We start from the raw sequence: 25,440 nt of genomic DNA on the forward strand, positions 1-25,440 counted from the left end.
GCAACTTCAAGGGGTTTGAATTTCACATATGGAGAACCAGCAACTTCAAGGGGTTTGAATTTCACATATGGGGAACAAGCAACTTCAAGGGGTTTGAACTTCACATATGGAGAACCTTGAAGAGCAACACTATTTGCTACAAAACCAATTGAAGATAATAAAGTAACGGCTACTAGGATTCCTTTAATCATTCTAATTCTCTCTCAGGGTAGTTGATATTGATTTATTATTGACACTGATAGTACTACTGCACTTGTTGTGCCAATGTTGTAAATCGCAATCAAATTGAGAGTTAAATGATTAGTTGATGTTGCTTTTTGTGTTTGGCTTTATCATGTCTTCTTGGAGTAACAGGGTAAATTCGGTCTCTTTTATGGCCTTACTAAAAATATAGCCTTGAATTTCTTCGCAGTTGAGCGCCCGTAAAATATTTAATTGTGCAGTCTGCTCTACGCCTTCACCTACCACTGATAGCCCCATGTTATGGGCGATAGTGATAATAGAATCGACCATTTTTAGATCGCGATCAGACTTATCAATATCGTCAACAAATGCTTTATCAATCTTTAACGTATGGATTGGGAAGCGTTTTAAGTATGAGAGTGACGAGTACCCAGTACCAAAATCATCGAGTGCTAGACTCACGCCCATTTTAGCCAGTTGTTGCATGACAATAATTGCTGTTTCCGGCTGTTTAATGACGGTACCTTCAGTAATTTCTAATTCTAGATGACAAGCTGGCAGTTTAGTAAGTCTTAAAATTGACTCAATTCGTTGTTGAAGATCGGGGAGGGCAAATTGACGTGACGATAAATTGACAGCAACCCTGCCGCTAAATATTCCTTGTTCCCGCCAATTCTGTGCGGCGAAACAGGCTTTACGTAATACAATTTCACCAATTTCAACAATTAAACCATTTTCTTCGGCTAGAGGAATAAAATCATTCGGTGGAATTAAACCATGTATTGGATGATTTAATCTAACCAAAGCCTCCATGCCAGTAATTTTACCGCGTTTAAGATCAATTTTAGGTTGATAATAAACTTCGAATAAATCTTCCTTTAAACCTTCACGAATTAAGGTTTCCACCTCTAATTGACGAATAGCATGTTGGTTTAATGGCTCTGAATAAAACTGATAACAATTACCTCCTGCTGATTTAGCATGGTACATCGCGATATCAGCTTTTCTCAATAATGCTTGCTCGTTTTGCTCATCCTCCGGAAATAATACAATACCAATACTCAATCCTAAGACTAACAGTTCATGATTAATTTCAAAGGCTGGTTTTAGTCCTTCTATAATACGACTTGCGATTGCTGCACTGGCATTTATATCTGAAATTTTATCGAGTACAATTGCAAACTCATCTCCACCTAATCGGTAAATGTTAGTATTTTTAGGCAGTAATGATTTTATACGCACTGAAACCTGTTGTAGTAATGTATCTCCAACCTGATGACCTAAGGAGTCATTAATACGTTTGAAATTATCAAGGTCGAGTACCATTAGAGCATGGGCTATTTCTTTATTGACTAAGTTACTTAAGGTGACTTGTAAATTTGAACGATTTGGGAGTCCTGTCAATACATCATTGTTTGTTAGTTTTCTAAGTTCTTCTTCTTGTTGTTTTCGTCTCGATATATCGGAAAAAATGCCAACATAGTGTGATAATTCACCTTGTTCATCATAGATGGCGTCGATAGTGAGTTCCATATTAAAGCGACTTTTGTCTCCTCTTATTGCTTCGACTTCATTTGCCCAGCGACCTTGTTGCTTCAACATGGTTCTGATTTGGGTGGAGAAGGTTTCAGGATATAAATCAAATGTGAGTACGTTGCCAATAAAATCAGTTCTGTTACGTAATGAAATCTTACAGCAAGCTTCATTAACTTCAACAAAGTGGTATTCGCTATCGAGTATAAACATGCCTTCCGAAATATTTTCAATTGCCTTTTCAAAGAGTTTTAGTTGCTCTTCTTTTTGTTTAAATTGACTAATATTCTTAATCGTTCCGGTCATTCGCAGGGCATTATCTTTGTCATCACGTTCTACAATTTTGGCGCGGTCTAAGATCCATACCCAATTGTCGTCTTTACCTTTTACTCGGTATGCGGCTTCGAAATGATCTGTTTCACCATAAAAATGCTTATTGAGCGCTTCTCGAACACGTTCTTGATCCATTGGATGTATATTACTCTCTTCATCCGATTTACCCGAGCGATGTCCATCACGCGGAAATTCAAGTGCTCCCCAGATATTTGAGCGGAAAATGTTGCCAGTTTCTATATCCCAGTCCCACATTTCATCACCACTTCCCCATAGGGAAAGCTTTAATCTTTCTTCGCTGAGCGCTATTTGGCGTTGAACCTCTCGTTTTCTTAAAATTGATTTTGTAACCCCTAAAAATATTATTACTATAATAATGAAGTAAATTGACTTTGCTAATTTTGATAGCCACCAAGGTGGTGTAATTATAACTTTTAATTCTTTTACTGGACCATTTATCTGCGTTAATGAATCAACTGCATAAACTTTGAAAATATACTCATCAGGTGATAAATTTGTATAGGTTGCTGAGTTTATTTTATTTGATGCTATCCATTCATCTGATAGACCATCCATTTTATAGTAATAAGATGTAGTAGAGGGTTCTGATGTTGGTGAGTTAAATGTTATGGTGAATGGATAATCAGAGTATTTTAGTTGTATACTCTTTGATTTACTTATTGAACCTTTGAAATACTCACCATCCCCAGCTATTACGGAGTTGAAAATACGTAATCCAGAGATGAAGGTCTCTGGTGGCTGTGCGTTTTTAATATGGTCTAAAATTATATCTTTAGATATCAAGCTTAAACCATCAATGCCCCCAAAAAAAATATTTTCATTATCAATGACTACGCTACTTCTAGTATTATACTCGTATTGACTTCCATTATTTGTTGAAAAAATATAATTACTATCACCATCAATTAAAACAATTTGCCCCAGAGATGATGCGAAAATGTAGTTGTCCAAAGTTAATATGGAGTAAACTTCTTTGTTGTCGGAGAATAATTTATTTGTTTTTTTACTAATAGGGTTGTACTTCTTAATTGCGGTTGAAGTGCCAAATATAATTTCATTTCTAAACTTTGTAATGCTATAGGTTAGTTCATCTGCTATTTTATTGGTTTCATTATCAGTGTAATGATATAGACCATTTTGGCTTGCTAAATAAATATTGGCATCTGAAATGTAAAGGATTTCAAAAACTGGATCTTTTTTATTAGTTGTAATTTTTTTTGAAATTAGATTATCTTTTATGATTAAAGCTTTCCCTGAAGCGGTTCCAACTATAATGTTTTCATTGTTATTTATTAAGTCAATAGTTGTTATCTGTTCACCTTCTATTATGCTACTTATATTACCATTGTTATGTAAGAAAATTACACCTTTCTCATTTCCAATGTAAATTCCGTATTTTGTCATTACAGAGTTTTTATAGCCGGCAATGCCTGTTTGATAAGTTTTTATTAAATTCAAATTTGTGTCGTAACATCGAAGAATACTATCATCAGATGATATTAATATTTTGCTATCAAATGTTTTACTAATGTGCCAAACATTATCCTTTATTAGGTCTGTGCTTAAAACAAGGTTGTTTGACTTTCTTATTATTTCAAACCCTTGATTGTTCATTCCGATAATGAGGTAGTCAGCCGTTGAAAATAGATATGTTTCCTTACTTTTTTCTTTCTCATCTACCGTTTTCCCAATCAGATAGGGTTCGTTATTTACCGAGTATATTTTGTTTTTATCTATTCCATAAATATCACTATTGGATCGACTTAATAAAGTATATTTGCTGTTTGATAATTTTAATATCCTTTTATCACTATAGGTGTAAAGTCCATTTTCTGTTGATATATATAGGATTTTATTTTCCTTTTCTATATCAAGTACGTTATCAATAATTTGCACCTTATTATTACTACTATTTATCCTGTAAAGCTTACCATCATAACTTTTTATAAATATTTCATCACCAATGTTTACACTTTTCTTTACTTCGAAATATTCTTTTTCAATGTGCTCTAAGCTTAGAGATTTATTTTTTAAGTTGAGGCTAAGTATGCCCTTATTGGTTCCAACTAAAATCTCTTTAGTAAAGTCATTGTTGGATAAACTCCATATTTCACCATTTAAATATTCATTTTCCACATCGATAAATTTAAGTGATTCATCATTTCTATCATATATAGCAAGTCCTTTGTCAGTACCAACAAGTAGATCACCTTCTTCAGTGATTAGCAGGCTTCGAATAAAAGAGCTGGGTAAACCAGAAGCGCTATTATCAGCATAAAAGTGTTTAAACTCTTTTCCGTCGAACCGATTTAGTCCGTTAAGTGTGCCAATCCAAATGTAGCCATCATTATCCGTAACGATAGACGTAACAGTGCTTTGGGAAAGCCCTTGCGGGACACCAAAAGATTGTGATTGGAGAATAATTGGGGATTTGTCAGAAAAGGGAGATGCGTTTACGTCTTCGAATGCTTGCAAGCCAAAGAAAGCGAGCAAGACGATTTTAAAGAGTGCTTTAGGCATAGTATTTGTTCTTATTATCCGATGATGCCATGAAACAATTGTGTTACATCACTTTTCCAGAAAGTGAGGGTTTTGTCAAAGTGCAGTTTGCATAAAATTCTTTAATAGCACGTGGATGCGGTAAAATTGTTCAATTAATATGTGATAAAACATGGGTTAACCACGTTTTACATCAGTATTATGCCCAACAGTGATAGATACGACTATCGTTGGGCTGATTAGTAGCGGTTTTGTTTGTTTATTTAAAATAGTGAACAAATATGTGGGTAAAAGTAATTTGTTTAAAAATTAAACTTTTCCGCTATTTGCTTGAAAGTCTTGAGATCGGTAATCATTTTTTCTGATAGCAGTGGTGCCTGGGTTTTATGTTCTTCACCAGTGCTAAATAAGACTAAGCGGTCACTGTGTTTAGTGCGCATTCTACGCATCATAAATTTCAGCAAATCGGTACGGGTGAGTTTAGCTATCTCATCGACAACAATTTCTCTTTGGTTAAATTGATAATCTCTATTGCCGACACTGACCCAATAACGCTGACTACGCGTTTTTAGATTCGCATCATGCTCCATTATCTGGCTAATTAAACCTACTTTAGTGCTTTCCCATTCTTCGTTGGTGATTTGCATCACCGCATAATTAAAGTCGGCAATAAACTCATCGATTGCTTCTAATAAATGCAATGGACCTGTTGTGGGTGACTGTATATAAAAAATGAGTCCAGGATGACGATTGAGTGGCAGATAACCTGTCCCGACCATATAACCTAATTGCTTTTCAGTACGCAGTTCATGAAAAAAAGTGGATGACATAGTGTGATTAAGTAAGCTAAATAGCGCCATTTTATCTGGCGTTGCCACGGCCGATTGGTAATACACTATGATTGCGCTATCTTGATGATCTATGCTGAGCTCCCTTAGCAATGTGCCTTGGCCGGTTAAATTTACTAATTCTCTAGTGGACTCAGCGCTTGGCGTCGAAACTAAGGATAAAATGTGCTCTAAACGTTTGCCGAGTGCTTGAGCTTCAGAAACTAACCAATCTCCATAGACTAAACCTTCGAGGTAAATTTTTTCGTAAAAGGCACGTACATGGTCATGTAAATCTTCAAGGCTAATGTCTTCTAGCATTTGTGCCATGCGAGCTGGCTCATAACTGCTTTTTTGTAGCGTGACAGTGAGACTCGTAAACAATTGTGAAATGGGTTTAGCTTGGGCCATATTCTGCCAGCTGCGCAGTAATTGAGATTTAATCAGCGCAAAACGATCTTCAGTAAAATTACGCTCCCTTGCTTTATCAATTAACAAAGTTAGTAGAGTTTCTTGATTGCCCGTAAAACCAGATAAATGCAGTGTGATCCCGCCTTGATGCGGATAAATATTGTAACTTAAGCCTGCTACCTCAGCCTGATAGGTTGGCTCGGTCAAATAATCTAGCAGCATTTCAACATATAAGCGGGTGAGGGCGGCATGCTTTGGTGTTTTACTCGCTTGTTCTGAATCCAGTGATAAATACATGTGACCTTTCGGCACATTAAACTCATCATCTTTCTTATGCCAAATACGGTATCCAGTCGATTCTGCGACGATCACAGGAACATCTACATCGCTCTTATCTGGCCTGGGAATCGAGTCTGCTACGATAAAAGGGTTAGGCGTAGGAAGTTGTAATTCATGACGAATATGCTTAACTTGCCAGCGAGCAAGAGATTGTGCAGCAATTGTGCTGACTTTATAAGGTGTGTGATACCAGTTCGCTTTACGATCTGTCTTAACCGATTGCGCGATAAGCTGTAGACGCATGTTCGATGGCGTCATTAACTCAAGTAACTCGATAGTCTCGGGGATATCGAGTCCATCCATGCGGTAGTCACCAAAGACTAAATCTTCAACGTCATAATGATGCATATTGATGCTGAGATGGCTGGCTAAATCGAGTGATTTTACTTGTTCTTGATAACGAAATGCCATTTTAAGTAAATTTGCGCGTTCTAAATAACGCCACTCATCTAACCCTTGGGTTTTGATGAGTTCAATGTACTCAAAACAACAACTGATAATCTCATCAAGATTCGCCAGTCCCTTATCGGTTAACTGCAAGCCGATACTGTAATCTTTAAAGTTATACCCGTTTACGCCACCACCCGCAGACAAGTTATTCACCAGTCCTTGCTCTTTAAGATAGGACAACAGACTACCTTGGCTCTCATTACCTAAAATATGGCTGATATAAGTCAAAGGTTTACGTTTGTAGTAGTGGTCAATCCCAGGGAAATTAAAACTGATACTTAAGCGTTTTTGTTCTTTAAGCGGCACAATGTTGATTTGTGTTAATAGTTCTTTTTCAGAAAAAATAGGCACTTGAGGATAGTTTTTAACTAAGTCTAGGTTCTGTATGCCACTAAAGTAATGGTTTGCTAAGTCTTGTAATTCATCAAGAGAAAGTGGCGCGACTAAGCACAGTGTCATTAAGTTGGCACTGTAATGGCTTTGGTAAAAGTTGAGTAATTCGCTACGGACTTGCGCTTGTTCACCGCCTAAGGTGACTAAATTCCCTACGGAGAATTTTGAAAAAGGGTGGAGCGGGTTAACGGTTTCTTTTAGCACTTGATAGGTTCGGCGGATATCATCTTTGAGCTTTAAACTAAATTCAGATTCAATGGCTTGGCGTTCTCTATCCACTAATTCTAAATCAAATTTAGGTGCGATAAAAAACTGGCTAAATCTGTCTAAAGAATCTGCAAACACATCTTCATTGATGGTGAAAAAAAAGTTAGTGTGTTCAGTGCCTGTCCAAGCATTATTACTGCCGCCATGCTGATTGATAAAAGCGTGATACTCGCCTGAGTCAGGGAACTTCTCTGTGCCAAGAAAGAGCATATGCTCTAAAAAGTGCGCCATGCCGGGTCTATCTGCGGGATCATCGAAATGACCTACGCCTACAGCCATGGACGCCGCTGCTTGGCTAGCATCTTGATCTTCAACTAATAGCACCCTAAGCGCGTTATCTAACACGAGATAACGGTACTGACGATGATCATTAGGACTTTTATAAATGGACTGAGAGGCTTGCAAAGAGAGACTCCGATAACGATAGCTTGATATATATTGATAGCCTTAACGGTTTTTAGCAAATATCTCTTGTATTTATCGACTAAAGATTAAGTCTTACATGGTTTGTTGAAATGAGTTTTAGGGCTACAATTGGGATAAAACAAAAACACATGTGAGTCGCGAGATAAGTATGCAGCTATTTTTGATGAGACATGGTGACGCAGGATTTAATGCGCAGTCTGATAGAGACAGAACGCTAACCGACGTAGGTAGGCACCACACCGTTTTGATGAGTAACTGGTTAGCGCGCAGTGTGACTGATTTCGATCTTGTTTTAGTGAGTCCTTACTTACGTGCACAGCAAACTTGGCAGGAGCTAAGTCAGCATTTTCCTGAGCCGCGTAAATGGTTAGTCGCTGACGACCTTGTCCCCGCTGGCGATCCTGCGAATGTGGCCGCTTTGGTGGTTGCCTACGCTGAGTTATACAAGGCCGATAAGGTGCTAGTGATTGCTCACATGCCGTTATTGGGCTACTTAGTCAGTGAGTTAGTCGCCGGTGTGGAACCGCCTTTATTTGCGACATCGGGTATTACGCTTATTGATAAACATGCTGAGCAAGCTTCAATCGTTTGGCAGCATGCGCCCCACAGTATTAGCTAGTCTAGATTTATGTCTCTATCACAAAAAAACGGTCCACTTAATGGGGCCGTTTGTTTTTGCTAACCCCCTAAACCTGCAACGTTGATATCTAAAGCCGATAGCAAGTTACCGTCGATGCGGCAGTTCCCCAATATCTATCAGCACTAATAGCGCTGCGTCGCCGCCCCATTCTTTAGGGGCTTGGTGGAAAGCTTTTACCATAGGATGCTGTACTAACCACATGGGGACTTGCTGTTTCAATATGCCGCTGCCGTAACCATGCATAATGCAGCAACACAAGCTTTGCTGTTTTACGCAGGCTTGGATCAGGGCCGCTAATTCAAGTTTGGCTTCTGATTGGCGATAGCCATGTAAGTCCAGCAGTAAATCTGGTTGGTAGTCCCCACGTCTAAGGCGTTTGAGTTCTATGCTATCAACACCATCTTCTAGCCAACGCATCGGTCCATGTACTGGCAGTAATGGTTGATAAGTATCTGAGAAATAACTGTTAGCATGCAGTTGCTGCTCTTTCAGTTCGATTTCTTGTTTGGTTTTTAAGGGCGTGCCGAAGTGTCGCTTATTTTGGCTGATAGGCTTAATCCCATCAATAAGCTTTGAAAACATCGCCAAACCTTCATTGTCATCGTCTTTATTCATGGCGGGTATTCTATTGAATCCTATGGTTTCTGAATAGAGTTCAGTTACAATGTTTTGCGAACAAATTAGCAGGAGCACGTTTTGGATAAGATCTTTGTAGATGAAGCCGTGACAGAGTTGCGCACCATTGGCGATATGTTGCGTTGGGCTGTAAGCCGTTTTAACGATGCCAATGTGTATTATGGTCATGGTACTGATAACGCATGGGATGAAGCCATTGCCTTAGTTTTCCATGCTTTACACTTACCCGAAGAAATCGGCCAGCAAGTGATTTTAAGCAACTTGACCAGCAGTGAAAAACATAAAATTGTCGAGTTGATTATTCGCCGTGTAAGGGAGCGCTTACCGGTACCTTATCTGACCAATAAGGCGCGTTTTGCAGGGCTTGAGTTTTACGTCGATGAACGCGTGTTAGTGCCGCGCTCACCGATTGCCGAAATGATCGCCAATCGTTTTAGCCCTTGGTTATACGGTAAACCGGTCACGCGTATTTTAGATTTATGCACTGGTAGCGCTTGTATCGCGATTGCCTGTGCCTACGAATTTGAAGACGCTGAGGTTGATGCGCTGGATATCAGTCAAGATGCGTTAGATGTGGCGCAAATTAATATTGAAACCTTAGGGGTCATGGACAGAGTGTTCCCGATGCAGTCGGACTTATTCTCAGCCATTCCAGAAGGGCCGCAATATGATTTGATTGTCTCAAACCCGCCTTATGTAGACGCCGAAGATATTGGCGATATGCCTGATGAATATCATCACGAGCCTGCCATTGGTTTAGCATCGGGTCGTGACGGCTTAGATTTAACTAAACGCATACTGGCCAACGCCGCACAGTACCTGACGCCAACGGGTCTACTCGTAGTCGAAGTGGGTAATTCTATGGTGCATTTGATTGAGCAATTTCCTGAAGTGCCATTTACTTGGATTACCTTTGAAAATGGGGGTGACGGTGTATTTGTATTAACGCGTGATCAACTGGTTGAGAATCAATCAGTGTTTGGTATTTATCGCGACGCGCAATAACTTAAGATAGCAAATTAGGTTGAGACTTTTCCCGCTGCCAGTTAGGCTTGCAGTGGGAAAATAAATGGTCCAGTGGTCGCTGGACACGGAGCGATAAACAAATAATTTAAGGTGTACAACGCGGATGTCTGGAAACAGTATTGGTCAAAACTTTGTAGTGACGACGTTTGGTGAGAGCCACGGTGTAGCGCTCGGTTGCATAATTGATGGTTGCCCTCCCGGGCTTGAATTAACCGAAGCCGATATGCAGCACGATCTTGACCGCCGTCGCCCAGGTACATCACGATACACCACGGCTCGCCGTGAGCCTGACGAAGTGCGTATTTTATCAGGCATCTTTGAAGGTAAAACTACGGGCACCTCAATTGGACTCTTGATTGAAAATACCGATCAACGCAGTCAAGATTACTCGAATATCAAAGATTTATTCCGTCCAGGGCACGCCGATTATACCTATCAGCAAAAGTACGGTATGCGTGATTACCGTGGCGGTGGCCGCTCGTCAGCTCGCGAAACCGCAATGCGGGTGGCGGCAGGTGCGGTAGCGAAAAAATATTTAAAACAAATTCATGGTATTGAGATCCACGGCTATATGTCGCAACTGGGGCCTATTTTTGCCGAGACGCTTGATTTTAGTCAGATTGAACAAAATGCCTTTTTCTTTCCCGATGCCAGCAAACTTGAAGCGCTTGATGACTATATGCGCGAGCTTAAAAAGTCCGGTGACTCAATTGGCGCAAAAATCTCCGTTGTTGCTACAGGCGTACCTGTGGGCTTAGGGGAGCCAGTGTTTGACAGATTAGATGCCGATATCGCCCACGCTTTGATGGGGATTAATGCGGTGAAAGGCGTTGAGATCGGTGATGGTTTTGGCGTTATCACGCAAAAAGGCTCCGAAGGCCGCGACTTAATGTCACCACTGGGTTTTGAGTCAAACCATGCGGGTGGCGTGCTCGGTGGAATTTCATCGGGTCAGCCGATCATTGCCCATATTGCATTAAAACCGACGTCAAGCATTAGCGTACCGGGTCAAAGTATGACGGCGCAAGGTGAAATGGCCGAAGTTATCACTAAAGGTCGTCACGATCCTTGTGTGGGTATCCGCGCTGTACCGATTGCCGAGGCCATGCTTGCTATAGTGCTGATGGATCACTTGCTAAGGCACCGGGCGCAAAACCAAGATGTATGTAGCCAAACGCCCATTCTTGGCATGAGATAGTCGGTATTAAATAGACGCTATGCGATAACAAATGCTATGGATGGCATGAGATAAACGGAATGTATTAATGTCAGTATCTTCTAGCACAAACCAGCAATTACGCTGGCTTTGTGCCTGTTATTTTTTCTTCTTTTCTATTCTCGGTACTATGATCCCTTATCTTGGGGTCTTTTTTGAAAACCGCGGATTTAACCCTCAAGAAATTGGTTTTTTACTCGCCATTCTTATGGCGACGCGCATTGTTGCACCCAATGTGTGGGCTAAAGTAGCTGACCGAACAGGCATGCGCGCTGAGCTAATTAAAATGGGCGCAGGGGCCGCTGCACTCGCCTATTTGAGCTTTTTCTACCACGGCGGATTTGTGTATATGGCGCTCAGTTTGGCCTTATATACATTCTTTTGGAATGCCATTCTCGCCCAGCTTGAAGTGATTACCTTAGAAACTTTAGGTGAGAATGCCAGCCGTTACGGCCAAATACGCAGTTGGGGCAGTGTCGGTTATATTTGCTTGGTGGTGAGTGCTGGCTTTGCGATTGGCCAGTGGGGCACAGAAGTGCTGCCCTATATCGGCCTATCATTATTTATTGGCATGTTAGTTTGTGCGCTGCCATTACCTGCCAATCGTTTAGTGCGCGACACCCATCAAAGCCGAGTACCGTTACAATGGAATAAGGCGATTATTTGGTTCTTGATCTCGGCGATGTTGTTGCAAATGAGTGCGGGGCCTTTTTACGGGTTCTTCGTCTTATATTTAAAGCAAGCAGGCTATTCTGAATCCTCTGCGGGCATGTTTGTCGCCCTTGGCGCGATGGCCGAAATCGTCATGTTTATGTTTGCGCCGCGTTTACTTGGCCGCTATGGCGTTAATACCTTATTGATTGTCAGTATTGGTATGACTTGCCTGCGCTGGTTGTTGGTCGCCTTTGGAGTGGACAGCGTGTTGTGGCTAGGCTTTAGTCAACTCTTACATGCCTTTACCTTTGGATTAACCCACGCGGCATCGATTCAATTTGTGCACAGGCACTTTGATGCTAGTCATCGAAGCCAAGGCCAAGCGCTGTACGCCAGCTTAAGTTTTGGGGTTGGCGGTGCGCTCGGAACGTGGATTTGTGGTTATATTTGGGGCGATGGTAGCGGCGCTGTCTGGTCGTGGGTATTTGCCGCTGTGTGCGCTTTTGCTGCGATGTTGGCAGTATTATTTATCCCTAAAGATAAGCCTAGTGTTACTGCTGCAGTGTAAAATAAGCCATTTTTTGAACAGAATTTAAAAATAATAAACTAAAAACAATAACAAGATTGTGCTGAGTGAGGTAAGAAGTGATTCGATTTCGTTTAGGCTTAGTTATCAACCCATTAGCAGGCCTTGGTGGCAGTGTTGGTCTTAAAGGTAGTGATGGTGTGGCAGCAGAGGCTCTGGCTTTAGGGGCAGAGCCGAAAGCTGCGATGCGCATGATGCAAGCGCTTGAGGTGATCCGTGATTATCGTGATGAAATCGAAGTTATTACTGCCTCAGGTAGTATGGGAGAAGATGTCGCTAAAGCGCTGGGGTTTACCACGCGAGTGGTGTATCACACTCCTGAAAAAACCCAAGCACGAGATACCCAAGCCGTTGCGCGCGTATTGCTGGATGAACCGCTAGATTTACTCCTTTTTGCCGGTGGTGATGGTACCGCTCGCGATGTTTATTCTGTGTGTGAACAAGCCGATATTGATGACAAATTACCCGTACTGGGCGTGCCTGCGGGCGTTAAAATCCATTCTGGCGTTTATGGTATTACGCCCCATGCGTCAGGTATGGTGGTGAAAATGTTACTCGATGGCGAGCTTGTTAGCTTAATGTCCGCAGATGTAATGGATATCGACGAAGTGGCTTTTCGTCAAGGCACTGTGCGCGCCAAACGATTTGGTGAACTTTTAGTGCCTGCCGAGCCGCGTTATGTGCAAGCGGTTAAAATGGGCGGTAAAGAAGTCGATGAACTTGTATTGGCAGATATTGCCGCCGATGTGATTAATCAAATGGAAGATGAGCTTTACATTATAGGTTCTGGTAGTACCGTTGCCTTTATGATGGAAGAATTAAAGCTCGATAATACCTTGTTAGGTGTTGATCTTATTCAGCATAAAAAACTTATTGGTAGTGATTTAACTGCCAATGAGTTACTTAAGCTTACCCAAGACAAGCCGACTAAATTAGTGATCACTTTGATTGGTGGTCAGGGGCATATTTTCGGGCGTGGTAATCAACAGTTGTCGCCTGCGCTTATTAGGCGTATCGGAAAAGACAATATTATTATCCTTGCTACAAAAACTAAGTTAAAAGCACTTGAAGGACGACCACTAATTGTGGATAGTGGCGACCCTAAATTAGATCGCGAGCTTGGCGGCTATTACAAAGTGATTACCGGTTACCATGATTACGTGATGTATCAGGTGGCTAATCCAGATTTATTGGCCGCAGCCAATGCGCCCGTAAATTCAGTATCAATGGAGAATTAGAGTCAATGTTAGAGCATTACGAAGACGCATTAGAACAGTGGATCGCCAGCGTAGTCAGCCATGGTGATGACGATGCCTTGTTTGCCTGTGGTTATTTACAGGGCCATGTGGCCGTGGTGTTGTCACAACTTGAAGCGCAGGGTGAAACCGATATCGATGCCCTTATGTTGAAAATGACCGATTGTTTAGCTCTGGCGCGCCAAGAATTAAACGATGCCGACTACGCCTTAGTTGAGCAAGCATGGGCACAGTTACACGCCAAGATTATCAGTGAGCTGGATGTAGCCTAAATACGATGTTGATTTCAGAACCGCTACAAGTGGCAATAAGTGATGATTTACAAGATGCTAGCTCGGTATTTATCGGTTTAGTAAACCCTAAAACGCCAGTTAATGTTGGCGGCATTATGCGCGCATCGGGTTGTTATGGCGTTAACGGCGTATTCTATACCGGCAGACGTTACGAGCTCGCAGCGCGTTCAGGCGCGGCGCAATATCATGTTGATACTAAAGACGCTGGCGAGCATATTCCGCTCATGGGGGTTAACTCATTATTAGAATCAATTCCGGCAGATACTAAACTGATTTGTGTAGATTTAGTCGTTGGCGCAACGCCGTTGCCCGATTTTGTCCATCCACCGAAAGCCTTTTATGTGTTTGGCCCTGAAGATGGCACTATTGGCCAAGACATTATCGATAAAGCCGATGCCGTAGTGTATGTGCCTACGGTTGGTTGTATGAATCTGGCGGCATCGGTCAATGTGTTGCTATATGACAGATTGGCTAAATCCCATCGTGAGGCTGCAAACCTGTCATTGAATTTAGCTGGTGATGCGCTCATTCGTCAGAGCCGCGATAACAATAATCGTACTCGGGTAAAAGTGCCTCGAGCACCGCGAAAACCTAGACATATTGAACCAAGTAGTATCGATACATCTATCGTAATTACCGCTGCTTAAATGGTTTACAGATAATATACAAAAAAGGAATTAAGCCTTGGCTTAATTCCTTTTTTGTTACAAAACGTTCTTTTTTAAGTGACTTGTGCCTTTTAAAGTCACTTGCCAACTAAAGGGCTTTGCCCTTGAGTAACTTACGCAGCCACATACGATTAGGGTTAAGTTTACATAAGGTTTCTTTGTCGAGCGGTATTGGCTCGCCGCAAAGCTGCGCCGCAAGGCATTCGGCAGCTAGTGGCCCTGAACTTAATCCCCTTGAGCCTAAGCCACCGAGAATATACAGGCCTTGATGCACCGGCGCTGGCGTTATTTGCCAGTAGTGTCGACTCTCTTTAGTGAGTTGATGTTGCTGATAATCGTTAAAAATTTTTGCTACATCTGGGGCGCAGCCCATCATAGGGAAATGATCCCGCGTCACCATTCTCACCCCTATGCGGGCATTGTTGTCACTCATATCAATATTTTCAAGCCAACTCTGGTTAGGATAACTCTCATGCATTTTTGCAAGATTGTCTTGCTGTTCCTGCGGACAAAAGTCCAGATGTGCGGGATCTTTAACGTAACTGGCACCAAGGCAATGGAGCCCTTCATGGCTCGGTGTTAAATAACCATTAGCACACAGCACTGTCGCAAGTTGACTCAATTCAAATTGAGCCGGCACATGGCTAACTTGGCCGCGAAAAGGGCTGATTTGTAATTGATTACTGGCATCAAATTGCGTGAGCTCTGCGCCATTAGCGAGCACTAGCTGAGCAAAGGGGCCAAAACGATGATTGTCAGTTAATAAATACCAGCCATCGGTTTGGCGCTCAATGTTAAGGATGTCAGTATTGAGATTGAGTTTGACCTCGGTAAGTTGCATCGCTTTTTGTATGGCGGCCTCGGCATATTCAAATGGACAAACCCAGCCACCTAAAGGATAAAAAAAGCCGGGTTTATCAAGATTAATCTTGGCAATGGCATTGGCTTTATTTGCATCGACGGCATAGGCAATTTCCGGTGGCCAATCTTGGCTTTTTATTATTTTATTCAGTCTTAATTGGCTGCGTTCATCGTGGGCGGTTTGCAATACACCGCAAAAATCATGGGAAATAGATGTTTGATTTTCGGCGCTGGCAGCCGTTAGAGATTGCACTCGGCGTCGGCTAAATAAAAATGCTTGCTGGAAAAAACTGCTCAATTCATCATTTTCGGGCGTGAGTAACGGATAAATCGCCCCCTGACGGTTACCCGATGCGCCTTGGCCGAGCTGGATATCTTTACAAAATAGTTGCGTGCCTTGGCCACGCTCAGCTAAAGACAAGGCTAAATGCGCCGAGGCTAATCCACCGCCAATAATGGCAATCGGGGAGGTGATATCTGAGGGTAAAACTCCCTGTGTAGGATTAAAGGCGTAGGCTTGAGCGTCTTGCTGACGCAATACATGGCGCTCGTGTAATAGTACTGCATCGCGCGGGTGGTTAAGCGACTTTTCGGCGAAGCTTATATCATCACGATTACTGTAATCACTGCTACTGTAATCATTGATGTCATTCACTGCAAAACCGCAGGTTTTCATGCTATTACGTGTCGTTTCGGTTAATTCCACACCGGCAATCGTTGTATTATCGTCACTGAGTTTGGCCATCTGCCAATAGATTTGCGAATGTAACAGCTTTTGCAGATGGGGCAGCACTAGCCAGTGGCAAATGGGATGCTGTGGCGTATGGATGAATGAAGATAGTTGAGTGTGAATATCACCAAAGTGCAAATCAATGGTGATACGACCATCATCAAAAATAAATCTTTGACAGCCTATAATAGCCGCAGGCGCAGCATAGAGTAAGGTTTGCGCTAATGGGTTAAGCTTAGTGCCAAACTTGAATGTGAAGGCTGAATCAAGCTTTAATTCACTGGCGGGTTCAGCCATTGAAGTGCGTGATTGATCCCAAAGTAATGTAAGTTCGTACCTATTAATAGGGTTGGGCTCGAATACTTTAAGCAGTAAACGCTGGTTAAGATTGGCTTGTGCGTGCCACCAAGATAACATTTCAAGCCCGTCACCTAGGCCTATTTGTCCTAGTACGAGTAACTTTTGCTGTGCATTAGCCTTAACTATCTGCTGCTGATAAACGCGCAGTTTGCTGGCATAGTGTGCATCAGTGTGAGCTGTTGCGGGATAAAGGTTGATTAATTGCTGGTAATCACGCTTAATTTGGCAAGGTTTATCGAGCTCTGCAATCAAAGAAATTTACTCTCGGTCTCATAATAGGCATTATTTTACGCATCTTTATGGAAAGCTGACCACTTAATTGAGTCAAAACAGATATTATTGGCTCAGCAAAAAGTAGGTACTGATATGTACACAATGGGTAGCAATAAAATGAAAAGAGTCGTGATCACCGGAATGGGTGTTGTTTCAAGCATCGGTAATAACAAGCAAGAAGTAACCGAGTCACTGAAAGCGGGCCGCAGTGGTATTACGCATTCCGCTCAGTTTGAAGAAATGCAATTACGTAGCCATGTATGGGGAGATATCAAATTAAACCCTGCTGAGCATATCGATCGTAAAGCATTGCGCTTCATGGGCGATGCTGCTGCTTATGCTTATATTGCAATGCAAGAAGCGATTAGCGATGCCAATTTAACGGAAGAGCAGTATTCAGATCCGCGCGTAGGTTTGATTGTTGGTACTGGCGGTGCATCATCGTCTAACCAAGTACAATCTGCAGACACACTGCGTGAAAAAGGCGTTAAACGTGTTGGCCCGTATATTGTGCCACGTATTATGTCGAGCACCGCCAGCGCTTGTTTAGCCACGCCGTTTAAAATTAAAGGCATGAACTATTCAATCAGTTCTGCTTGTGCCACCAGCGCGCATTGTATTGGTCATGCTGTAGAACTTATCCAAATGGGTAAGCAAGATATGGTATTTGCCGGTGGTGCTGAGGAAGTAGATTGGACACTCACCATGGGCTTTGATGCTATGGGCGCGCTGTCTACTAAATACAATGCCACGCCAGAAAAAGCCTCACGCACCTATGATGCAGACCGCGATGGGTTTGTGATTTCAGGCGGCGGCGGTATTGTTGTGGTTGAGGAGTTAGAGCATGCTCTGGCTCGCGGCGCAAAAATTTACGCAGAAGTGATTGGTTACGGCGCGTCATCTGACGGTTATGACATGGTGGCTCCATCGGGCGAAGGTGCGGTTCGCTGCATGAGATTAGCCATGGCTGATGTCGATACCCCGATTGATTACATCAACACTCACGGCACTTCAACGCCTGTCGGTGATATGCGTGAGCTAGAAGCATTACGTGAAGTATTCAAAGACCAGTGCCCGCCTATCGCATCGACTAAGTCGATGACAGGCCATGCATTAGGTGCTGCTGGTGTACATGAAGCTATCTATAGTTTACTGATGATGGAAAACAGCTTTATTGCTCCAAGTATCAATATCGATAATCTTGACGACGCGGCGAAAGGTATGCCAATTGTTAGAGAATATCGCGATGCTGAGTTGACCACAGTAATGAGCAACAGTTTTGGTTTTGGCGGTACAAACGCCACGTTAGTGATGCGCAAATTTAAATAAGCTTGTTTATCAAGCAGTATAAAAAGGAAGCTTCGGCTTCCTTTTTTGTTGGTGTTTTTCGCGAACCTATTGCACCGACAAGGATTTATCGCTTAAGTCTTGTTAGAATGCCGAGCATCTTGATGCCTTCTTTTCCACATTTTTAAAATCAGGTGCCTATGAATATTTTAGTCGATGAAAATATGCCCTATGTTATACCGCTCTTTAGCGATATGGGTGAGGTTATTCCGTTCAATGGTCGCAGTTTAACGTCTGCGCAAGTACACGATGCCGATGTGTTGCTAGTGCGCTCGATAACAAACGTTAATGCGGAGTTACTTGCGGGTAATAATCGACTTAAATTTGTGGGTAGTGCCACCATAGGCACTGATCATGTCGATTTAGCTTACCTTGCAAAGCACAATATTCCCTTTTCTAATGCGCCGGGTTGTAATGCCACCGCGGTTGGAGAGTTTGCGTTTATCGCTATGTTGGAATTAGCGCAGCGTGTTAACTCACCACTGAAAGGGAAAGTGGTCGGTATCGTCGGTGCGGGTAATACCGGCACTGCAACGGCAAAATGTTTGCAAGCCTATGGCATTAAAGTGTTACTTAATGACCCCATTAAAGCCGCTGAAGGTGACCCACGCAGTTTTGTTAGTTTAGATACCATCATGGCGCAGGCTGACATTATCAGTTTACATGTGCCCATTACGCGCACGGGTGAGCATAAGACCAAGCATTTATTTGACGAGGCACGTTTAAGCGCGCTTAAGCAAAATACGTGGCTAATTAACTGCTGCCGTGGTGATGTGATTGATAATCAAGCGCTGATTAAGGTTAAGCAAAAACGTGCTGACCTTAAGTTAGTACTCGATGTGTGGGAAGGGGAACCCAAACCCTTGCCTGAGCTGGTAGCGCTTGCAGAGTTCGCCACACCGCATATTGCCGGCTATAGCTTAGAGGGTAAGGCGCGCGGTACTTTTATGCTTTATCAAAAACTGTGTCAGTTACTTAATCTTCCCGCTGATAAAAACCTTTTAGATTTATTACCGACATTTAATATTAAAGAAGTCGAGTTTATGACTGCGCCGAATGAAAAAGCGCTATTGCAACTTGCGCGCTTTGTTTATGATTTGCGCGACGACGACCAAATCTTCAGAAATACATTCTTAAATCAGAATGGCTTTGACACTATGAGAAAAAATCACCTACATAGACGCGAATTTAGTGCGTTGGCACTGGCTTATAACAACCTATCTGATGTAGATTGGTTGTCCAATTTAGGTTTTTCAGGAGTCGGTAAGTAACCATGTCACAGGAATTTAATGTTGTCGTTTTAGGTGCATCGGGCGCAGTGGGTCAAACTATGATTGAGATCCTCGAAGAGCGTAATTTCCCGATTGCTAATTTGTACCCTTTAGCTAGTAGCCGCAGCGCTGGTGAAACGGTCAGTTTTCATGGCAAACAAATTACCATTCTCGACGTAGAAACCTTCGATTGGACCCAAGCCCAAATTGGTTTTTTCTCAGCAGGCGGTGATGTTTCTGCCAAATGGGCACCGATTGCTGCCGAAGCGGGCTGTGTTGTGATTGATAACACTTCACACTTTAGATACGACATCGATGTTCCTTTAGTCATACCCGAAGTTAACCCGCACGCGATTGCCGATTTCCGTAATCGCAATATTATCGCCAATCCCAATTGTTCGACCATCCAAATGCTGGTGGCGCTTAAACCGATTTATGATGCTTATGGTATTACGCGCATCAACGTAGCTACTTACCAGTCGGTATCTGGTACGGGCAAAAAAGCGATTGAAGAACTAGTACATCAGTGCACTAAACTATTGCAAGGCTTACCAGCGGAAGCGGAAGTTTATCCTAAGCAAATTGCTTTTAACGTATTGCCACAAATCGATAAATTTATGGATAATGGCTATACCAAAGAAGAAATGAAAATGGTTTGGGAAACCCAAAAGATTTTCGGTGACGATGAGATATTAGTCAATGCGACCGCTGTACGTGTTCCGGTATTTTATGGTCACTCTGAAGCGATTAACATCGAAACACGCCAACCTGTCGATGCAGAAGACGTTAAAGCGTTACTGCGTAATGCCGATGGCGTGGTATTGTTTGAGTCTGATGACGATTATCCTACGGCCGTGACTGATGGTGCTGGCACTGATCCCGTTTATGTTGGCCGTATTCGTAAGGATATTTCCCATTCTCACGGTATTAACTTGTGGGTGGTGTCAGACAATATTCGTAAGGGCGCAGCCTTAAATAGTGTGCAAATTGCCGAGATCTTAGTGAGAGATTACTACTAAGTTTTATAAAGTAATGATGCCCATTGAAAAAGCCTGCAGTCAGCAGGCTTTTTTTGTTTTACAATTGTGAACAGTAGCAGGGCAGGGATTTCTGGTTTATAGTAATCTCAATAAATACAATTGCCTAAAGCCTGTTATCAGAGAGATAACTTTATAGCGCTTCAAAGGGAAGGATTGATGACATTTCGCACTTCGTATCTTGTGGGTCTAGTTGCCACTATTTTAGCCGTTTCTTCCATTACTTATTTTGTTGATCCCGCCATTGCAGCAGACACACCAAGATTAAAACCTTTAAAAATCATGGGTCCAGATGGACAAATTCGTCAGGTTAATCATCAATACGGCCCTACGACATCTAAAGACACTTTTTGGAGCATAGCGCAAAAAGTCCGCCCTGATGCCAGTGTCAGTATTTACCAAGTAATGGCCGCGTTATACGATGCCAACCCCCATGCTTTTAATTCTGCTAGTTACAACAGTTTAGAACGTGGCATGATCTTGCTCGTTCCGTCTAAAGATGTCATGCAATCTATTCCTAATCGTATTGCGATAGCTAGAGCTGAACAAAGTGATAAACCTTCCCGCAGCGCGGCAAAAAATACTGCGAAACCGACACCGAAGGTGACGACTAAAGTGCCTGTAATCGCGCCGGCAGTAGCATCCACAGTGCTCGCAGAAAAAGCTTCGACACCTCCAGCTCCTGCGGTAGAAGCACCAGCAGTGGCACCAATTGATACTGCCGTAGCATCAGTACCTGCAGCCGATAAAGCCACTACGTCAGCAGCTGTGACTAATACACAGACTCAATCTACGCCTGAAATGGTGAGTTCCGATATCACTACACGGTTAGAGGCAGCTGAGAGTAAAAACCTGTCCTTAACCGATGAATTAGCCAGAACGCAAGATCAACTCTCTGTACGCACTGCTGATGTAGAAGCATTAAAAGTTAAAGTTGAAGAGTTAAATCAACGCATTGCCGTACTAGAAGAAACGCTACAAGCCAGTAAATTACAAAACCAAGCGTTAAAAACAGAGATTGAAGCGACTCAAATATCCGAGCCAATAACCACAGAAGCTGATACAGATACAGCGGCAGAGCCTGACGACCTGTGGCGTAACTTCCTTAATAACCCGATGTTAATGGTTGCGGCGGCGGTTATACCTGCTTTGTTTTTATTGCTAGGAGTGTTTTGGTTATTACGTCGCAAACGGAATAAAGAACGTCGCGAGATGCAGGCGCAGCAAGCGGCTATGGCTGCTGGTGCTACGGCTACGACTCTGAGTATGGATAATGACGATTTAGGTGATATGGCGGTTCATTTAGACCGTGATCCTATTGATTCTATCGACAGTTTACTCGATATGGGAAGTGTAGATTTACAACCAGAACACGATCTCTCTGATGCGAGTGACCAAATGGATATGGCCTCTGAGATGTTTATTGATCAGAGTGTTGCTATTGGATCTGATGTTGAGGAGGAAGGCCAATCTTTAGATGATCTATGGGCAGAAGCCATGGGGGATCAGGAAGAAGGTATCCCAGAAAGTAAACCTAAATCTGACAATATCATTGAGGAAGCTGATCTTGATGCGCTATTAGCCGGTCTAGATTTTGAAGAAACCTCAAATGAGAATGACAATTTTAGTGAGTTAGAGCGCAACTTTGGCAATGATTTGGCGCAAACGAATGACGTTGGCTTTGAGAAAAACAACGCTGTTGAGATTGACGCGGCTGAACCTGCCAAGGCGTCGACAGCAGATACTGACGATCTTGATGCTTTGCTTGCCGAGTTTAGTGCGCCAGTAGCAAAAACTACTCCCGAATCTGTGGCGGCTGATGATCTCAGCGACGCATTATCTGATTCATCAGTTGAATCGGTTGAATTAGATGATGCGATTACGGATTCTAATGACGATATCGCTGCTCTACTCGCAGGTTTTGATAAACCGACACCTGCACCAGAATCTGAATCAGCAGTTACTGAGCCCGATCTTAGCGCCGAAATTGCCGATGAGTTAGACGCCAAGCTTGATGACTTAGACGTTGATGGCTTAGACGTTGATGATATTGATGCCTTGTTGGCAGGTTTTGATAAACCTACACCCGCTTCTGAATCTACAGCTGAAGTCGCAGAACCTGATCTTAGCGCCGAAATTGCCGCCGAGTTAGACGCAGAGCTTGATAACTTAGACATTGATAATAATGATGATATCGATGCCTTATTGGCAGATTTTGATAAACCGACACCTGCACCAGAATCTGGACCAGAAGTTACAAGACCTGATCTTAGCGCTGAAATTGCCGCTGAGTTAGACGCTGAGCTTGATGACTTAGACGTTGATAATAGCGCTGATATTGATGCCTTATTGGCAGGTTTCGATAAACCGGCGCCCGCTTCTGAATCTACAGCCGCAGTCGCAGATCATAGCGCTGAAATTGCCGCTGAGTTAGACGCTGAGCTTGATGACTTAGACGTTGATAATAGCGCTGATATTGATGCCTTATTGGCAGGTTTCGATAAACCGGCGCCCGCTTCTGAATCTACAGCCGCAGTCGCAGAATCCGATCTTAGCGCCGAAATTGCCGCTGAGTTAGACGCAGAGCTTGATGACTTAGACGTTGGTAATAGTGATGATATTGATGCTTTGTTGGCAGATTTTGACAAACCAACATCTGTATCAGGATCTGAACCCGAAGTCGCAGAACCCAATATTAGCGCTGAAATTGCCGCTGAGTTAGACGCAGACATTGATGAGCTAGGTGTTGACGATACCGATGACATTGACTCCTTATTGGCCAGTTTTGAGACAAAACCAGAGGTTGAGCTTGATACCACTGCAGAACCACAAAATGATTTACAAGATAGTGCAGATAGCGACATCAATGCAGCTATTACTGCAGAGTTGCAAGCTTCGTTGCCAGAAGACTTAACCAATGAAGAAGATTTAGATGCGCTTTTAGCTCAGTTTGATTTGCCTGAACAATCAGAGGCCGATGCCGACGAAATTAATTTTGATATCGAAACCGCAGCAATAGAGTCTACTGACACCGATGATGCTAATGATTTACTTAAAGGTATTGGTGCAGGTCACGACCCAAATGGTACTGACGATACGTTTGAGCTTGATGATGAACCTCAAGTCAGTTTAACAACGGCTGGAGTGGCAGCAGCAACGGCCGCAGTATTAAGCACCAAAGAGAAAGAATCATCATTTTTTAATGATTTAAAAGCCAATAAAAGTGCAGATCCCCATGTACTCGATTGGGATTCAGAGCTTGATTTTGCCCCTAAAGCAAACCCTGTCACGCCTCAAACTAGCACCGCAACTGATGGCAATAATGTTGAGCCTAACACCGATTTCATTCAAGCAGCTCAAGATAAGCCCATCAAGGCGACACGGAACGATCTTGATTTTAGTGAAGATGTTAAACTCGATACTCAAGAAGATGTGGATGAACTAGATTTTGAGCAAGGGTTTGATTTAAGTGACGATAATGTGCTCGCCGCCTTTACTGCTAATGCAGATTTTGATGAAGATGAAGACGTATTGACGTCGGAAGACAGCTTTTCTCTCATTGATGATCATAATCTCACCGTTGATGAAGCCTTGGCTGCGCTTGATGCCCAAGAGTCGCGTAAAGCACAGCAGAGGTTTGTGCCTGAGCACGATTTAACTCACTTCCAAAATGAAAATGGTTTTATTGATATCGATAAGTTGTTAAATGATGCCAATGAAGAGGGTGATACCGATCAGTATTCAGAAATTGACGTTGAAATGAGTGACGTAAATGCTTTAATCGGTGATGCGGCGATGATTGATGTTGATGACGAGGAAAATTCAGTCAATGCCAAACTTGATTTAGCCCGTGCATATATTGAAATTGACGATAGTGATAGCGCCAAAGCCTTGCTAAAAGAAGTCAATATTGATGGTAATGCGCGTCAGCAAGAAGAAGCGCAACGTTTACTGAAGAATATCAGCTAAAGCGGTCACCTTTCAGTTTTGATTAAACGGCGCTAACAGCGCCGTTTTTTTTAGTTAATGCTGTGATAAAATGCGCCGCTAAATAATAGTCACAAGTGAGGATAAGTGAATGCGGATTGCATTAGGTATTGAATATGACGGTAAGGGCTATTTTGGCTGGCAACGCCAAACAGACGTCGATTCAGTACAAACGCAATTAGAACGTGCGTTATCGATAGTGGCCAACGAACCCATTGGCGTACTTTGTGCTGGTCGTACCGATGCGGGGGTTCATGCCACTGGCCAAGTGGTGCATTTTGAAACAAATGCAATTCGTAACGAAAGCGCATGGACCCTCGGGGTGAATGCTAATCTGCCTGATGATATTGCTGTGCGCTGGGTGAAAGAGGTGGATGATAGCTTCCATGCTCGTTTTTCCGCCACGGCTCGTCGCTACCGTTATGTGATTTATAATCATCAATTTCGCCCAGGAATTTTACGTCACGGCGTCAGTCATTATCACGGTGATATCGATGCTAACAAAATGCATCAAGCGGCGCAGTTATTACTCGGTGAACATGATTTTACCAGTTTCCGTGCTATGCAGTGTCAATCTAAAACGCCATTTCGCAATGTGCATTGCGTAAATGTGACTCGCCAAGGTATGTATGTGATTGTTGATATTGCTGCTAATGCCTTTTTGCACCACATGGTGCGTAATATTGTGGGTTCGTTATTAGAAATTGGTTTAGGTAATCAGCCTTTAACGTGGATGACAGAGCTGTTAGCGCTAAAGGATAGAAAACAAGCGGCAGCAACGGCAAAACCCAATGGGCTTTATTTAGTTGATGTGACGTATCCAGAGCAGTACCAGTTACCCAAATTGGCTCTTGGGCCGCTGTTTATGTTGGACTAAAATTACCGTTTATAATACTCAGGCTTTATTTCAATAGATT

The 25,440-nt window shown here is 42.7% G+C and carries 16 protein-coding genes and 1 pseudogene; 12 read left to right on the forward strand and 5 right to left on the reverse strand.

Features of this window, described 5'->3' with window-relative positions; translation table 11 throughout:
• The 3 genes and pseudogenes from BW947_RS07625 to BW947_RS07635 form a co-directional block, all read right to left on the reverse strand.
• Window positions 1–191, reverse strand: a pseudogene (locus BW947_RS07625) (hypothetical protein); the annotation flags it as partial.
• A 109-nt stretch (window positions 192–300) separates the two neighbouring features.
• On the reverse strand, window positions 301–4,590 hold the full coding sequence (locus BW947_RS07630; RefSeq protein WP_076498115.1) for an EAL domain-containing protein: 4,290 nt from the start codon (window positions 4,588–4,590) through the stop codon (window positions 301–303).
• 281 nt (window positions 4,591–4,871) lie between these two features.
• Complete coding sequence (locus BW947_RS07635; RefSeq protein WP_076498116.1) at window positions 4,872–7,661, reverse strand: insulinase family protein; 2,790 nt, start codon at window positions 7,659–7,661, stop codon at window positions 4,872–4,874.
• A gap of 169 nt (window positions 7,662–7,830) precedes the next feature.
• On the opposite strand from BW947_RS07635, the gene sixA reads away from it, so the two are divergent.
• On the forward strand, window positions 7,831–8,301 hold the full coding sequence (sixA, locus tag BW947_RS07640) for a phosphohistidine phosphatase SixA (protein ID WP_076498118.1): 471 nt from the start codon (window positions 7,831–7,833) through the stop codon (window positions 8,299–8,301).
• A 105-nt stretch (window positions 8,302–8,406) separates the two neighbouring features.
• Here sixA and smrB read toward each other — a convergent pair whose 3' ends face one another.
• Entirely contained in the window at window positions 8,407–8,937 is a 531-nt protein-coding gene (smrB, locus tag BW947_RS07645) for an endonuclease SmrB (RefSeq protein ID WP_076498120.1), read from the reverse strand.
• An 81-nt stretch (window positions 8,938–9,018) separates the two neighbouring features.
• Between smrB and prmB the strand changes: the two genes are divergently transcribed.
• The 6 genes from prmB (at window position 9,019) to BW947_RS07675 (ending at window position 14,636) form a co-directional block, all read left to right on the forward strand.
• Window positions 9,019–9,963 carry a 50S ribosomal protein L3 N(5)-glutamine methyltransferase gene (gene prmB, locus BW947_RS07650; RefSeq protein ID WP_076498122.1) on the forward strand — a complete coding sequence of 315 codons (945 nt, stop codon included), beginning with the start codon at window positions 9,019–9,021 and terminating at the stop codon, window positions 9,961–9,963.
• A gap of 124 nt (window positions 9,964–10,087) precedes the next feature.
• Entirely contained in the window at window positions 10,088–11,182 is a 1,095-nt protein-coding gene (aroC, locus tag BW947_RS07655) for a chorismate synthase (RefSeq protein ID WP_076498124.1), read from the forward strand.
• Between the two features lie 67 nt (window positions 11,183–11,249).
• Window positions 11,250–12,422 carry an MFS transporter gene (locus BW947_RS07660; protein WP_076498126.1) on the forward strand — a complete coding sequence of 391 codons (1,173 nt, stop codon included), beginning with the start codon at window positions 11,250–11,252 and terminating at the stop codon, window positions 12,420–12,422.
• A 77-nt stretch (window positions 12,423–12,499) separates the two neighbouring features.
• Window positions 12,500–13,678 (forward strand): ATP-NAD kinase family protein, encoded by a 1,179-nt coding sequence (locus BW947_RS07665; RefSeq protein ID WP_076498128.1) that lies wholly within the window; start codon window positions 12,500–12,502, stop codon window positions 13,676–13,678.
• A 5-nt stretch (window positions 13,679–13,683) separates the two neighbouring features.
• Window positions 13,684–13,968 carry a YfcL family protein gene (locus BW947_RS07670; RefSeq protein ID WP_076498130.1) on the forward strand — a complete coding sequence of 95 codons (285 nt, stop codon included), beginning with the start codon at window positions 13,684–13,686 and terminating at the stop codon, window positions 13,966–13,968.
• A 5-nt stretch (window positions 13,969–13,973) separates the two neighbouring features.
• Window positions 13,974–14,636, forward strand: coding sequence for an RNA methyltransferase (locus BW947_RS07675; RefSeq protein WP_076498132.1), 663 nt, complete (start codon window positions 13,974–13,976; stop codon window positions 14,634–14,636).
• A gap of 109 nt (window positions 14,637–14,745) precedes the next feature.
• Here the strand turns inward: BW947_RS07675 and mnmC1 are convergent, their stop codons facing one another.
• Complete coding sequence (gene mnmC1, locus BW947_RS07680; protein ID WP_076498134.1) at window positions 14,746–16,860, reverse strand: FAD-dependent 5-carboxymethylaminomethyl-2-thiouridine(34) oxidoreductase MnmC1; 2,115 nt, start codon at window positions 16,858–16,860, stop codon at window positions 14,746–14,748.
• A gap of 138 nt (window positions 16,861–16,998) precedes the next feature.
• Here mnmC1 and fabB point away from each other — a divergent pair, with 138 nt between their 5' ends.
• From fabB to truA, 5 genes are all read left to right on the forward strand, one after another.
• Entirely contained in the window at window positions 16,999–18,210 is a 1,212-nt protein-coding gene (gene fabB, locus BW947_RS07685) for a beta-ketoacyl-ACP synthase I (protein WP_076498488.1), read from the forward strand.
• A 158-nt stretch (window positions 18,211–18,368) separates the two neighbouring features.
• Window positions 18,369–19,499 (forward strand): 4-phosphoerythronate dehydrogenase, encoded by a 1,131-nt coding sequence (locus BW947_RS07690; protein WP_076498136.1) that lies wholly within the window; start codon window positions 18,369–18,371, stop codon window positions 19,497–19,499.
• 2 nt (window positions 19,500–19,501) lie between these two features.
• Window positions 19,502–20,518 (forward strand): aspartate-semialdehyde dehydrogenase, encoded by a 1,017-nt coding sequence (locus tag BW947_RS07695; RefSeq protein ID WP_076498138.1) that lies wholly within the window; start codon window positions 19,502–19,504, stop codon window positions 20,516–20,518.
• A gap of 177 nt (window positions 20,519–20,695) precedes the next feature.
• On the forward strand, window positions 20,696–24,505 hold the full coding sequence (locus BW947_RS07700; RefSeq protein ID WP_076498140.1) for a FimV/HubP family polar landmark protein: 3,810 nt from the start codon (window positions 20,696–20,698) through the stop codon (window positions 24,503–24,505).
• A 109-nt stretch (window positions 24,506–24,614) separates the two neighbouring features.
• The gene (gene truA, locus BW947_RS07705; RefSeq protein WP_076498142.1) at window positions 24,615–25,400 is read left to right on the forward strand and encodes a tRNA pseudouridine(38-40) synthase TruA; all 786 of its coding nucleotides are present in this window, start codon (window positions 24,615–24,617) and stop codon (window positions 25,398–25,400) included.
• The last annotated feature ends 40 nt before the right edge of the window (window positions 25,401–25,440 follow it).

Origin of the sequence: Shewanella morhuae, assembly GCF_900156405.1 — a bacterium.
Lineage (GTDB): Bacteria > Pseudomonadota > Gammaproteobacteria > Enterobacterales > Shewanellaceae > Shewanella > Shewanella morhuae.